This is a genomic window from Lentibacillus halophilus, assembly GCF_055395055.1.
The window spans coordinates 81,862-96,459 of sequence record NZ_AP043750.1 but is presented as its reverse complement, the minus strand read 5'-3'; the positions used below and the strand labels follow the sequence as shown (position 1 = coordinate 96,459).

The window sequence follows — 14,598 nt, the reverse complement described above, 5'->3', positions numbered from 1 at the left end:
AGCTCAGGGCAAATATCGCGCAACTTGGGTAAAAACTCGCGCAACTCAGGGGGGATGTCGCGCGATCCAAGGCCCAACTCGCGCGATCCAGGCCAGAGTCGCGCAGCTTAGGGCCAAACGCGCGCAACGCTACACCAAATTCGCGCGACCCGATATTTGGTTTCTTACTTTCCATACACCAGCATCCCTCCTCCGTTCTTCTCGATCTCTATTTTTGATCAGCATTATCTGCCATGCGATAGCCTCATTTTTTCAACTTGTATAGTTATTCCTGTTTGATGGTGCAATATGTTGTTTTTTCTTTTTCAGTAACGGTATGATATCATACGTCAATAAAGAGGCGTTTGTTATACATATCATGTAGCATCACAAGGAGCACAGCCATGAAAAACAGTTGGTACATTTATTCTCAGGACATGAAAAATATCACACGCAATTGGGTAACCATCCTATTAATCGGTGGTCTGATTCTTCTGCCATCATTATACGCTTGGTTCAATATTGAAGCTTCATGGAATCCGTATGGTCAGACGGATCAAATGCCTATTGGAGTCGTGAATGAAGACTCCGGCTCCCAAGTCAGAGGAGATGACATAGATGTCGGCAGTGACTTGGTGGATACTCTCAAGCAAAGTGATGCCATGGACTGGCATTTTACCAACCGTGACGACGCCATGAATAAACTGAAACATGGTGATTATTTTGCTGTTATTGTCATTCCGGAAGATTTTTCGGCAAAATTGGCGACCGTTGTATCCGGCAGTCCTGAAAAAAGCAAGATCGACTATTACGTCAACGAAAAAATAAACGCTATATCACCGAAAATTACCGATAAAGGTGCAAGCAGGATAGTGGAGCAGGTCAGCAGTGAGTTCACCTCCACTGTGAATGGCGTTATTTTTGATATGTTCAATGACATCGGTGTGGAACTGAACAAACACTTGCCTGACATTAAGACGTTTGAGGAATACGTCTTTACTATGGAGGACAAACTGCCGGAAATTCATGACTTACTGAAAAATGGCATGCAGGATGCGAACGATGCCCAGTCCATTATCAATAAAGCACAAAAGAAACTTCCGAAGGCCGAGCGCACAACAGCGAACGGGCTTTCCACTGTGAACGATACCGCTGAATTATTATCAAAAGCGCAAAATCGCCTGAATGAGCTGGCACCAAAGGTAAAAGACGATTTGAAGAAAGCGCAGGGCACGGCCAAGGATATTCATCAGCTGATGGAAGATGCGCAGAATCAGGACATCGATTTCAGCAAAGGCAAGCAACTTCAAGAGGCGATCAATGCTTCATTGAATGATGCCATCAGTCGGATTAATGGTATAGAAGAAAAATTGAAAAAGCTTCAAAAGATGAGTCAGCAACAACAGCCTGGAGTGCCATCCGAAAATGAAAATGGGGATGACAGCACCGGAAATGAATCGGATGATCATGGCGATGCCGCAAACGAAACGGAACAAGACGGAAGTAACAACTCGTCCGATCCAAGTAACAGCGTAAAAGATCAAGTGATTCATGCGGCGATCCAACGACTGGAAACGCTGCGGGGGGCACTGGAAGAAACGAAGGAAAACGGCAATACGATAACGTTCTTCATTGCGAATAAGCAACAGAAAGTCGATTCTATCATTGCAGATATGAAGGAACTGTCCGGCGATACGGCAAACCGAATCGGGGATTTTCTGAAAGACTATAAGGAAACGATAGCCCCTGAAGTGAAACAACATATTAATCAGGCACAGGGAACATTAGCCAATGCTAAGGACATATTAAACGGCATTCAATCAACCATCCCCGAGGTAAAACGGGTGTTGGCCACTACAGACGATCATATTGGCCAGGGACAGGAAATGCTGAATAAAGTCTTGGGAGAATATCCATATGTCCATGACAAAGTCAATCAACTTGCTGATAGGATACGTGATATTCAGGGTGAAACGGACATCAACGAGATGATTGAACTGCTGAAAAATAATCCTGAAGCTGAGCGCGGTTTTTTCTCCGAGCCTGTTCAACTCAATAAGAATGATGTTTTTCCCATTCCGAATTATGGTTCCGGTATGACACCATTCTATACGGTTCTTGCCATATGGGTTGGTGGATTGCTCCTCATTTCGTTGCTGGCCTCAGATGTTCATCAAGGGGAAGGGTTGACAGGCAGGGAGCGATACACCGGTAAGCTATTCACATTTGTGACGTTTGGCCTGCTGCAGACATTCATTGTAACATTTGGAAACCTATTTCTCGTTGATGTTTACGCAGCGCATCCTGTATGGTTGGTTATATTTGGGTTATTGATCAGTATCGTGTTCATGCTGATTATCTATACGCTCGTTTCTCTTTTTGGTGATGTCGGCAAGGCTGGAGTGATTGTTTTGCTTGTTCTGCAGATTGCCGGATCAGGTGGTACTTATCCAGTGGCGTTGCTTCCTGAGTTTTTCCAAGTCATCAACCCATTCCTTCCGTTCACCTATGCGATTGATTTAATGCGTGAAGCAGTAGGTGGCATTATTTGGGAATCAACCATATATGATATCATGGTACTGACATGTATCGGGGTTGGATGTTTACTGTTCGGACTGCTGTTTAAAAATATCGTTAATAAACAAACGGAAAAAATGATGAAAAAATCCAGAGAAACCGGCCTGTTTCATTAAGTTTCAAATCTCTCCCCGCAAGGAAGAGGTGTCATACGATTGGTTACGATTTTGGTTGTTGATGATGATCCACATATTCGTGAGCTGTTACGGTTCTATTTGCAGAAAGAGGGGTATCGTACGCTGGAAGCTGCTGATGGCGAAGAGGCTTCCACGATACTGGAAACCGATCATGTACAGTTGGCGATCGTTGACATTATGATGCCGCATGTCGATGGGTATGAGCTTTGCAACGACGTCCGGACCGATTACGATATTCCCGTCATGATGGTGACGGCCAAGGGTCATATTACCGATAAAGAAAAAGCGTTTAACGCCGGTACAGATGATTATATTGTTAAACCCTTTGAACCGAAAGAAATTCTCTACCGGATCAAGGCCTTATTGCGACGGTTTCATATTGCGAGCGAGGACATGATTCAGCTGGGCCATACGGTGATCAACCGTCGAAATTACGAAGTCAGTACCCATGGCAAAACGGTCATTCTTCCGTTAAAAGAGTTTGAGTTGCTGGCCCAATTGGCAAGTTTCCCTGACCGGATTTTCACACGCGAGGAACTAATTGAACTGGTTTGGGGCTACGATTTTGCCGGCTACGACCGAACCGTTGATGTCCACATTAAACGGTTGCGCGAACGTTTTGCCGGCAATGGGGAAGATTTCAGTATACAAACGATGCGGGGTAAAGGATATAAATTGACCGTCGCTGATCAATAATCTGGAGGCAGTGACTGATGCGGACTCTTTATATGCGGATTATCGTCGTGACCATGTTGATCATGATTTTAAGCGGTATGGCAGCATTTTTGGTGACGAATGGGTATTATCAATTTTATTTAAAACCGGTGAACGATGAAAAAGTGACGGGGATTGCCAATGATATTGTGACCATTTATGAAAAAAATGCGTCGCAGTCGATTGGGAGTTTTTTAAATGACATGACCGAACTGGGTTACCAGTTTTATTTAGCGGATGGCTCGGGGAACACCCAGTTATTCGGTAAACCGTTTGATTCAACGGATATACCGCCGGACACCGTTGATCATGTTTTAAACGGCAACACGTATCACGGCATTAAAACGTTTCCATGGAGACCGTTTATTACCGGTTTTTTTGATAACAAATTGACAAATACAATCGGTGTTCCGATTCAGGCGAATAATGACACGTCCTATGCGTTATTTCTCCGACAGAACACACAACAGCAGTTTGGCGAGATGCGTCTATTCTTATCGGTTATGCTGGTCTTGATGATTGTATTAAGCTTTTTGATGGTTCTCGTCAGTACACGTTTTCTCGTTAAGCCGATTGATAAGCTGACCAAGGCAACCCGAAAGATTTCAGGTGGTAATTACCATATTAAGTTGAATGTGAGTCGCCGTGATGAAATTGGCCGTCTTGCTCGTGATTTTCAACAAATGAGTGATAATCTCGAACAAACGGAAGAGAAACGGCAGGAATTTGTCTCCAATGTATCCCACGAGATTCAGTCGCCATTGTCGTCCATACAAGGGTTTTCCCAACTTTTGCGTGAAGAAGAGATGACCGAAGAGGAACGTAAGCGGTATTTATCCATCATTGAAAACGAAAGCCGACGTCTGTCACAACTAAGTCGGCAGCTTCTGACGCTTTCTTCTCTCGATGACGATGCAAAAGCGTCGGAGAAAACATCCATTCCGTTGAACGAACAACTGAAGGATGTTGTTGCCGCCTCTGAATGGCTTTGGCGGGAGAAGGGTGTTGCTGTGGAACTTGAGCACGTGCCGGGACGTATTTATGGCTATCCTAAACTGCTGCATCAAGTCTGGACCAACTTGCTGACGAATGCCATTCGTTATACCGAATCCGGAGGCACGATTCAAATTCATGGAAAAACGGATAAAAACGCGGTCGTCGTCACTGTGGAAGATACCGGCGCCGGCATCCGGGAAACCGATATTCCGCATTTGTTCGAACGGTTTTATAAATCGGATAAAGCACGAACCAGAACGGAAAAAAGCTCAGGACTCGGCCTATCCATTGTTAAAAAAATTATCGAATTGCACGACGGTACCATTACGGTAGAAAGCACCATTGGCGAAGGGTCTAAATTTCACGTGATGCTGCCGAAAATGTAACGAATCGTTCATTCTCTGTTCATATACCATCGTTAAACTGGACGTTGGATAAGGAAAGGGAGTGAACGATTATTATGTTTCTGGCGATAAGAGAATTGCTTCATACGAAGTTGCGGTATATGTTAATTGGTTTAATCATGGTTCTAATAGCCATGCTCATTTTCATCATCTCAGGACTTGCGAACGGATTGTCGGCCGATAATGCAGGATCCATTCAAACGATGCACACTGATCGACTAGTCATTGAAAAAGATGTGGAGCAACAATTGACCAAATCATTTTTGCCGGAGTCAGCCACTGATGACGTGAAGCAGGCGGACGGTGTTATCGAAGCCGCTCCACTGACTGTCCGGATGTCGGGCGTGTCTCAGCAAGGAACGGATCAGCAAACGGATGTGGCGGTTTTCGGCACGGATTTACAGGGGATGCTTATCCCCGAAGTGATTCAAGGGACCAAGCCGACTGATCCGGATGACGTCCTGGCAGATGAATCATTGCAGCAGAAAGGTTTCGATGTGGGCGATCGCATCGTTTTCAATGGGAATGATACGGCCTATACGATTGCAGGCTTTGCGCAAAACCAGCGATTCAGCCATGCACCGGTGATTTACCGGACCATTAATCGTGACAAGATAACAGCCGTGGCCATTCGGACAGACGGCGATACAGGAGAAGGCCTGAATGCATCGTATGATGTGTTGTCAAAGGGTGAAGTACTGCAAGGGATACCGAGTTATTCCCAGGAGCAGGCATCACTCAACATGATGATTGTCTTCCTGTTTGTGATTGCAGCATTCGTTCTTGCAGTGTTCTTCTATGTCATTACCATGCAAAAAAAATCCCAGTTCGGTATTTTGAAAGCATTGGGTATACAGACGTCGTATATCATTCGCAATCTCATGTTCCAGATGGTCGCTATTTCCATTGTTTGTATCGGTGTTGCCATAGGCATTACGTATGGTGTAAAACTCATACTTCCGGATGACATGCCATTTATCATGAACACACTCAACATGCTTAAGGTATCATCTTTATTGCTGGTTGTATCGGTGCTCGGCTCGCTCATATCGCTGTTCCAGGTTGTCAAAGTTGATCCGATCCAAGCCATTGAAGGAGGCGAATAATCATGCCATTGACGATGACGCATGTATCCAAAGTTTTTAAAGACGGTCCCCATGAATTCAAAGCGCTCGACGATGTGTCCATGGACGTGAAAAGCGGCGAATTTGTTGCTGTCATTGGTCCTTCGGGATCTGGCAAGAGCACCTTTTTATCAACAGCTGGTGCGCTATTGTCACCAACCACCGGAACGATTGAAATGGACGGAAAAAATGTAGGGGATTTGTCCAACAAAGAAAAAACGACATTGCGTTTAGACAAGATAGGGTTTGTGTTCCAGACGGCCAATCTCATTCCTTATTTGAACGTAACCGATCAGCTGCGTATGATTTATGTCGCAGCGAAAAATGATCAACACACGGGCAATGAGGCAGAATTGCTAAAGCACTTTGGACTGGGACACCGTATGAAAAATTTTCCGAGTGAGCTTTCCGGCGGGGAACGCCAGCGGGTGGCTATTGCGCGTGCTTTAGTCCATGATCCTGAGCTTATTTTGGCTGATGAGCCGACCGCGAGTCTTGATTCCGCACGAGGCAGGGACGTTGTCGAACTGCTTGCAAATGAAATTCATGACCGCGGAAAAGCGGGGGTGATGGTAACCCACGACGAACGCGTATTGGACTTATGTGACCGGGTTTTGGAGATGAAAGACGGTCAATTAATGGAAGCTGAAGCTGTTCATTAAACAGCTCATTGAACGACGAGGAGCACGTCGTCCAACGCGCGCGGTTCGAGTGTCAAGTCGCGCAGTTCGAACGGGAAGTTGCGCAGCTCATCTGTCAACTCGCGTAGCTCAAAACCCAACGCGCGCGATAATGGGGTAATGTTGCGCAATCCGGGTCAAAACTCGCGCAATAGTATGGTCAACTCGCACTGTTTGTCTATATCAAAAAGACGATTTTCGGCCAGCCGCCGAAAATCCGCCCTATAAAAGGCGGACACCCCAATGTGTCCGCCTTTCTATCATTTAAGCATGCGGTCGATATAAGCGTGGATTTCCTCTGGCTTTCCGGACACCTTTTCATCACGATCATTGTCTTTAGCTATTTTCTCCGTCGCCTTATCGAGCACGTCTTGTTCCGTCGATTGCGGCACAACGACGACACCATCGGCATCCCCGATGATCAGATCACCGGGCTGAACGGATACCCCGCCACAGGCAATCGTCTCATTAACGTCGCCCACGCCGGTTTTTCCGCTGGAGGCTACCGTCGTACCTTTACAAAACACCGGAAAATCCAGTGCTTTTATATCGGAAATATCGCGAATAACCCCATCAACGACCAAACCACCCAGTCCCATCGTCTGCATCATGCCGGCTACAAAATCCCCGGCAATGGCGCGGTATTGTTCGCCTTGTGCATCGACGACCAATATATCCCCGGGTTGCGCTTCTTTGATGGCCTTTAACACAGCCAGGTTATCGCCGGCTGGCAGTTTAACGGTGAAGGCCCGTCCTGCCATTTGGTAGGTTTCCTTTAATGGCTTGATAGACGGATCGAGATTATTCAACCCATTCGAAGCATCCGAGGCGCTTGTTGTCGGTATGTTTTGAAACGCCTGCAACATATCATCCATACAATCATCCTTTTTTGAAAATTGATAGTTTTTGCATTCAGTATACATGATCGCTCGAACTGTGTATAATAACAATTTTTTATCAAAAACGATTTGCTTTTTTAAAGTGATGAAAAGCAATCGCTATGATAGACGTGCTATAATACAGAAACATAGGATGAAAGGGAGGTACATCTATGACGATTCATTACCAACTTGTCTATGACGATGTGCTCGCACTGCAAAGAGATGTTATCCAACACTCAAATACACATCATATTAAACGAATGTATACGAAATGGATAACGGCCATTCTCCTTTTTTTGGCCATCTTGTATTTGTTTCAGCTGTCCTGGCTTTCTGCGGCGGTGAGTGCCGTCATAACGGTTATCTACTTTTTTACTTTTCCGGCTTTATATGCGAAAGTAGCCTTGTCACGTGCCAACAGCCGGATGCAAAAGCAAGATTATTCGCATATACTCGGTCCAACTGAGATGACGTTCTCAGAGGACGGGATAAAACGCGATATCAACGGTACGATCACGTATTTTACTTGGGAACAGTTTATGAAACGCGGCGAGGACAGTAACCATTATTTTTTATATGAATCGGACTTGCAGGGGTTGATTCTGCCCAAGCGGCCGTCTGATAAACACCCGGAAGACGTAGCTGCTTATCAAGCATACATTCAAACTCACGTCCATCTGCCTGACTGACGTGCAACTAGTTTCGATGAACGCGTCCCGCAAACGCCGTGTCAGCGTTCCTCCGTAGGGGCCAGAAAGAGTTTGCTGCAGGCCACCATAGCCGCGAGCAGAAATATCCATTTATATCCGGTGACTGTAAGCATCCCGCCAAAGAATGCCGGTCCGATAATCGTCCCCATGTTTAAAATGACGACGCTGATGCTGAATCCTTGAGCGGGTGCATTCGGAAATACTTCCGCGCTCCAAATCGGCAGAAAGGCTGCGTACATCATAAACGTGAGACCAAACAAAAAACCGGACAGACCGATCGCCGCCCATGACTGCGATACAAACAGGATGAACATGCTTAACGCATATACCAGTACTGTGAGAAAAAAGCTTTTGCGAAATCCCAAGTAGTTAATGAGTTCGCCGGCCCATAATCCCGCAATGCCTCCAACGCCTGTAATCAGGAAAAATAGGGCATTCGAGGCATCCATATGAAATGACTGCTCCGCAAAATCAGCAGCATACGTCCAATACGTAGCCTCCGTGACGCCAAAAATAATCGCCGCGGTAAACAAATGCACCGAATGTTTATGGAAAGATGGAAGCCTCGGGCGCTTAATGTCGTGTGGCGACGGCGACTCAGCACCAGACGGAACGGTTTTGAGAACGACGAGCAGCAAAACCAGACCGATAATCCCACCAATGATCCATAACAAGCGCCAGCTTCCTTCGGGAAAAACCAAATACAGCGCGCAAATAACCACCAGACCAATGGATGACCCCGTACTAATAACGGCTAACGATCGTTTTTGCAATCTCTCTCTGACATAATTGCTGACACTCTCGGAAAACGGTGCCCAGCATAGCCCTGGACATAGCCCGGCAATCACACAGCCAATCGAAAACAACAGCCCGCTTTGTGCGAAAGCGGCCGTCAACAAACCAACCGACGCCGCTGCAAGGCCGCTCACGATAAACATTTTCGGACCCCATTTTGCAATAAAAAAGGTGACCAATAATGCACCGACGAGAAATGATAAAAAGGAAAGACTAGAAATCATACCGAGCGTTGTTTTTGATAAATGGAAGTCCGCTTGAAAGTCGGGAAGCAGCAGACCATAGCCGTATCGGACCCAGCCGAATACAATGGACATCGCCAGCAAACCCACCATTGAAATCAGCGGAACTTCCCCTTTTACTCTTGCAAGCAGCGACATGGCAAACCCCCTTGTACGTTATAGAAAGACGTATCTGTTCACTTACAATCCTATTCACAAGTTGCTTGACTCATAAACGTCCATAGAGAATAATGGACAATACATGTTATAATATCGTTTGTGAAGACGAAACGTGGACGGTTTGTCGGAGTGCTTAACCGTAGTACCCTGATGCAGCCATAGTGGGAGTGAAGGTCGTGGCGAAAAGGCGAGATGTCCATAAGAAAAAGAAGAAAAAGTGGCTATGGATAACGATGGCGATGATCCTGCTTGTCATTGGCGGCGGGAGTCCTTATGCCTATTCCGTCCTCCATAACGTTCAAAACACGGTGGACAACGAACTGCATAAGCCCATCGAAGGCATTGATCCCGAATTCACCAAGAAAAAGGTGGAAAAGGAAGAACCCATTAACATTCTTCTGCTCGGGGTCGATGAACGCGCGTATGACAAAGGGCGCTCCGACACTATGATCGTTATGACGCTTGACCCAGCTCATAATCAAATGCAGCTGTTAAGTATTCCGCGTGACACCCGTACAGACATTATCGGCCATGGAACCGTGGATAAAATCAATCATTCCTACGCTTTTGGAGATAGTGAGATGGCGGTTGCGACAGTGGAGAGCTTTTTGGATATTGATATGGATTATTATGTGCGCATGAATATGCAAGGCCTGCAGCAGTTAGTTGGCGCTGTCGGTGGTATTACTGTTACGAACAACGACCAGGCATTCGACCAGGGCGGGCATACCTTTCCAACCGGTGAGCTGCAGCTGAACGGCGATGAAGCGCTCGCTTATGCCCGGATGCGCAAGGAGGATCCACAAGGTGATCTGGGCCGCAACGAACGGCAGCGCCAAGTAATTGAAGGCATTATCAGAGAAGGTGCCAGCTTGAATGTGGTGAATAAGATCGGGGGCATTATGGACGTTCTCGGCAATAATATGGCTACTAATATGACATTTGCCGATATGCGTGATTTGGCATCCAACTACCGCAGTGCCCGCAACGATATCAGCACGTATCAAATGGCCGGCCGAGGCACCATGATTGATGGTACGTATTATCAGATCATGTCCGATGACGAAGTAACCAAAGCCCATGACATGATAACCGAATTTGGGTCCAGGGACAATGAATCATGATGTCTCCTGGGCTGTTATCGGTACATGGTTCATGAGTGCTTCAAAAACCGAGGAATATCATGCCAAAGAGGTTATTGGTATGTGAGACAACATATACCGGGATTCAGACAGACGCCAATCGTATTGATAAGATACGGCGTCTGCTTTTTTATATAATGGGTGACAATGTATGCGGAATTTTGTATACTTTCATTGTCGTGATAAGTTTATAGTGTCTATGGTTCAGGTGATTTCAAATGAGAAATCATAATAGGGAAGCTGGTGCAAGTCCAGCGCGATCCCGTCACTGTATGTGCGAGCGGTCTGCCGAGGCCACTGTACGTGTTTCGTATGGGAAGGGGCAGGACGTGTCGACCATAAGCCAGGAGACCTGCCTGATACCATCGATGCACCAAACCTACGGGAAATAGGATGGTGTAAAAGGCTATGCCATTGAACAGAGTCGACTTATTGGACGGGTCTGTTCCGGATTGATGCCAAATACAATCCAGATGAGCAGTGCTGTTTTACATACACATCTTCATTGGTCGTGGAGATGTTTTTTTATGTTTCAAAACGATCGAAAATAGGAGGTTAATGATAAACATGAAACGACTCATTTTGCTGTTACTGGCGGTTATGCTGTCTGCAGGGCTGTTAATCGGATGCGGTGCAGGCGGATCGGATTCCGGCGGAGCAAATGATGGCACCGATGATCAGACGGAAAAGACAGAGGATAATGGCGAATCAGAAGCGTCGTCATTTCCGGTGACGGTAACGGATGCGCTTGATAATGAAATGACGTTGGAGAAAAAGCCGGAACGCATTGTGTCAGTTATTCCGAGCAATACGGAAATTGCTTTCAAACTTGGATTGGGTGAAAAATTAGTTGGTGTTTCTGACCATGATAATTATCCAAAAGAGGTAGAGGACAAAAAACGGGTCGGTGGTTTGGAATTGAATATAGAAGCGATCATCGATTTGAAACCGGACCTCGTGTTGGCTCATGCCTCCAGTGCGGAAAGTTCCGGTGAAGGTCTGCAGCAGATTCGCGATGCGGGTGTTCCGGTGTTTGTTGTCTCGGAAGCGAAGGATATCGAGGGGACGTATCAAACGATCAAACAGATTGGTAACGTGACAGGTACCAGTGATAAGGCAGACGACGTAATCAGTGATATGAAAGACGACTTCGCTTCAATCCGTGATCAATTGGACGAAGTTGATAACGATGAGCGAAAATCGGTCTTTTTTGAAGTGTCACCGGCTCCTAAGCTGTCGACAGCGGGAACGAACACTTTCTTCGATGCTTTGTTGCAGGTCATTCATGCCGATAATGCCGCTGCCGACATGGATGGTTGGACCCCGATTGACCCGGAAGCCGTGCTCGACATGAATCCGGATGTGATTGTTACAACGTATGGAACAGCGGAAGACAATCCCGTCGACAACGTTTTAAATCGAGATGGCTGGGGTGATATCAATGCGGTAGCCAACGAGAATGTGTACAATGTGGATTCCGATCTGGTCAGCCGCCCGGGACCACGGTTGACACAGGGTGCAAAGGAGCTTGCAAACGTTGTCTACCCAGACGTCTTTGACGAATAAATATGTGCTCGCTTATGGGGTGACAGTGGCGTTTTTCTTCCTTTCGATGCTGACGGCCGTCTCCATCGGCACTGTATCCATTCCTCTGGTTGAAACCGTGAATATTATCGGTGGCCAGTTGTTTCATTTATCGATCGATGACCACATCGGAGCGATGCATACCAATATTATCGTTGATATCCGATTGCCCCGCGTGCTGTTGGCTGGTCTTGTCGGTGGCTCGCTGGCTATTTCCGGAGCGGTCTTTCAAGGATTGCTGCAAAACCCGCTCGCGGATCCATACATTTTGGGTGTTTCTTCCGGTGCATCGGTCGGGGCTGTGGCCACGTTGTTTTTTAATATATCCATCCCACTCCTCGGTCTTTATACCTTGCCGGTTCTTAGCATTGTCACTGCGTTACTGACGATGTTTGTGGTGCTGTTTTTTGCGCGGCAGGCAGACCGGGCCATGCGGGTCGAGACGATTATTTTAACCGGCGTTATTTTCAGTTCGTTTTTAGGATCGTTTATTTCGCTGATTATTGCGCTTACCGACGACCGGTTGCAGCAAATTATGGGTTGGCTGCTCGGGAGTGTGTCGATGCGAGGATGGGATTATATCGGTATTATTCTTCCATTTTTTATCATAGGCACACTGATTCTGCTTATGAACAGCAAAGAATTAAATGCGCTCGTGTTTGGCGAAGCACGGGCGAAGCATTTGGGTGTTGATGTGCAAAAACGAAAAATCATCATTCTTGTTGCCGGATCGATCTTGACAGGTGCTGCGGTGGCCGTATCCGGAGCGATTGGATTTGTCGGCCTGGTGATTCCGCATATGATGAGGCGGCTATGGGGTCCGGACCATCGACATTTGTTGCCGCTTTCGATCATAACGGGGGCCGGCTTTTTAATGTTGACGGATTTGGTATCGCGAACAATTATTTCGCCGTCCGTTCTGCCTATTGGCGTGATCACGGCGTTAATTGGTGCCCCCGTGTTTGCTTTAATTTTAATGAAACAGCGTAAAGGAATGCGAGGCGGTTTGTAATGTTGACACTGAAAAGCGTGGCAGGCGGATATGACGATAAGCAAGTCATTCAGGATATGAATTTTTCCGTTTTCCCGGGGGAGTTTTTTGGTATTCTGGGGCCGAATGGGAGCGGGAAAACAACGCTTCTGAAACTGATCAGCGGATTGTTGCCGTGTTCGGACGGATCGATTCAGCTGGATAATCAAGATCTCCAGCAATTTTCCACAAAAGCGCTCGCGCGAAAAATGGCCGTCTTGCCGCAGCTGACGTCGCATGCGTTTCCTTATACCGTCAGAGATACCGTGGCACTGGGCAGGTATGCGCATTTGCAAGGGGTGTTTCAAACGTGGACAGCCGAGGATGAGCGCGTCGTTGAGACAGTGATGGAGCAGACACATATTACCGGCTTTCAGCATCATTTGCTTCAAGAACTTTCCGGCGGGGAACAGCAGCGAGTGTTTCTCGCACAGGCGTTGGCTCAGGAACCGGCTGTGTTGCTGTTGGATGAGCCGACCAATCATCTCGATTTGGCATATCAAAAAGATTTGCTTGATTTGTTGAAGCGCATGGTACGGGAACAACATCTTACCGTCGTGGCTATTTTTCATGATGTTAATCTGGCAAGTTTGTATGGGGATAGGCTGTTACTGATGCATGGCGGCCAAGTGAAGGCACTTGGTCGTCCGGATGGTGTTTTGACAGAATCGGTGGTGAACGATGTATATCAGACCGGAGTGAAAAAGAACCCGCACCCGTCTATGGCCAAGCCGCAAATGCATTTAATTCCGAGCGACTATCCGTCTGTGACGAAAGGCTTCCGGTTGGATGCGTCTATGTTGGATGTGCAGCCGGAGCGGGTGACTTTTATTTCCCCAGCGCCGCTCCGGACGTTTGCATCGCATGGTTGGGGATCCGGTATTGGCTGGAATCGTTATGTTGTCCAATGGTTTGACGCGACGTGTTCCGCTGATATAGAGACTATGGGTGATTATCTGGCCCGGGACGGGTTTGATCCTGCGCAAACTATCGGCATGGTGACGGCCGGATCGATCGACAATACCGTTTATTATTTTGGGGAAAACGAAGCAGCGTCGCTTTTGACGGTGGTGACTGTCGGACAGGAGGGAACCATCTCAGTGTGGCTGTTCATCAATGGCATAATGACGGACGAGGCGTTTATGCAGGCCATGATGACAGCCGCCGAAGCCAAAACCCAAACGTTACGGGAGCTTGGAGTAACCAGGACCCCGAGCATTGGCCCGTATCCTGAAGACCGTATCGTCGTCGCGGCGTTGCAATACGGGCCGAATCTGCCCGGTGCAGGGATGACAATAGATCTCGGACAGCTGATTCATGACTGTGTGTGTAAAGCGCTCTGGAAACGAATGCAATCAAATGATGATTAAAACACCCGCGGAAGCCTGGATGGTTCCCGCGGGTGTTTGATATACCATACCGGTCGTGCATCAGCGTTGGAGAA

12 protein-coding genes and 1 riboswitch are annotated in these 14,598 nt (G+C 47.0%); of the genes, 10 read left to right on the top strand and 2 right to left on the bottom strand.

Translation table 11 applies throughout. The features are described from left to right. Positions 1–383: 383 nt before the first annotated feature. The 5 genes from ACZ5Q7_RS00435 to ACZ5Q7_RS00415 all read left to right on the top strand — a co-directional run bounded on the left by ACZ5Q7_RS00435 (position 384) and on the right by ACZ5Q7_RS00415 (position 6,593). A complete protein-coding gene (locus ACZ5Q7_RS00435) occupies positions 384–2,672 on the top strand; it encodes a YhgE/Pip domain-containing protein (protein ID WP_343754129.1) in 2,289 nt (762 codons plus the stop codon). Between the two features lie 39 nt (positions 2,673–2,711). Then, positions 2,712–3,389, top strand: a complete 678-nt coding sequence (locus ACZ5Q7_RS00430; protein ID WP_343754127.1) for a response regulator transcription factor — start codon at positions 2,712–2,714, stop codon at positions 3,387–3,389. Positions 3,390–3,406: 17 nt separating this feature from the next. Next, positions 3,407–4,789, top strand: a complete 1,383-nt coding sequence (locus ACZ5Q7_RS00425; RefSeq protein ID WP_343754125.1) for a sensor histidine kinase — start codon at positions 3,407–3,409, stop codon at positions 4,787–4,789. Positions 4,790–4,863: 74 nt separating this feature from the next. After that, complete coding sequence (locus ACZ5Q7_RS00420; RefSeq protein WP_343754124.1) at positions 4,864–5,913, top strand: ABC transporter permease; 1,050 nt, start codon at positions 4,864–4,866, stop codon at positions 5,911–5,913. 2 nt (positions 5,914–5,915) lie between these two features. After that, on the top strand, positions 5,916–6,593 hold the full coding sequence (locus ACZ5Q7_RS00415) for an ABC transporter ATP-binding protein (protein ID WP_343754122.1): 678 nt from the start codon (positions 5,916–5,918) through the stop codon (positions 6,591–6,593). A 278-nt stretch (positions 6,594–6,871) separates the two neighbouring features. On the opposite strand, the gene ACZ5Q7_RS00410 is transcribed toward ACZ5Q7_RS00415, so the two are convergent. Continuing rightward, the gene (locus tag ACZ5Q7_RS00410; protein WP_343754120.1) at positions 6,872–7,486 is read right to left on the bottom strand and encodes an RraA family protein; all 615 of its coding nucleotides are present in this window, start codon (positions 7,484–7,486) and stop codon (positions 6,872–6,874) included. A 176-nt stretch (positions 7,487–7,662) separates the two neighbouring features. Here ACZ5Q7_RS00410 and ACZ5Q7_RS00405 point away from each other — a divergent pair, with 176 nt between their 5' ends. Beyond that, positions 7,663–8,181, top strand: a complete 519-nt coding sequence (locus tag ACZ5Q7_RS00405) for a YcxB family protein (protein WP_343754118.1) — start codon at positions 7,663–7,665, stop codon at positions 8,179–8,181. A 41-nt stretch (positions 8,182–8,222) separates the two neighbouring features. Here ACZ5Q7_RS00405 and ACZ5Q7_RS00400 read toward each other — a convergent pair whose 3' ends face one another. After that, complete coding sequence (locus ACZ5Q7_RS00400; protein ID WP_343754116.1) at positions 8,223–9,377, bottom strand: MFS transporter; 1,155 nt, start codon at positions 9,375–9,377, stop codon at positions 8,223–8,225. Between the two features lie 197 nt (positions 9,378–9,574). On the opposite strand from ACZ5Q7_RS00400, the gene ACZ5Q7_RS00395 reads away from it, so the two are divergent. The 4 genes from ACZ5Q7_RS00395 (at position 9,575) to ACZ5Q7_RS00380 (ending at position 14,524) form a co-directional block, all read left to right on the top strand. Continuing rightward, positions 9,575–10,522 carry an LCP family glycopolymer transferase gene (locus ACZ5Q7_RS00395; RefSeq protein ID WP_464432976.1) on the top strand — a complete coding sequence of 316 codons (948 nt, stop codon included), beginning with the start codon at positions 9,575–9,577 and terminating at the stop codon, positions 10,520–10,522. Between the two features lie 208 nt (positions 10,523–10,730). After that, a riboswitch (cobalamin riboswitch) is annotated at positions 10,731–10,914 on the top strand. A 193-nt stretch (positions 10,915–11,107) separates the two neighbouring features. Beyond that, positions 11,108–12,106, top strand: a complete 999-nt coding sequence (locus tag ACZ5Q7_RS00390) for an ABC transporter substrate-binding protein (protein WP_343754112.1) — start codon at positions 11,108–11,110, stop codon at positions 12,104–12,106. Beyond that, entirely contained in the window at positions 12,069–13,136 is a 1,068-nt protein-coding gene (locus ACZ5Q7_RS00385) for a FecCD family ABC transporter permease (RefSeq protein ID WP_425542390.1), read from the top strand. The genes ACZ5Q7_RS00390 and ACZ5Q7_RS00385 overlap by 38 nt, the downstream gene beginning before the upstream one ends. After that, a complete protein-coding gene (locus ACZ5Q7_RS00380; protein WP_343754108.1) occupies positions 13,136–14,524 on the top strand; it encodes an ABC transporter ATP-binding protein in 1,389 nt (462 codons plus the stop codon). Before ACZ5Q7_RS00385 ends, ACZ5Q7_RS00380 begins: the two co-directional genes overlap by 1 nt. Positions 14,525–14,598: the final 74 nt, after the last annotated feature.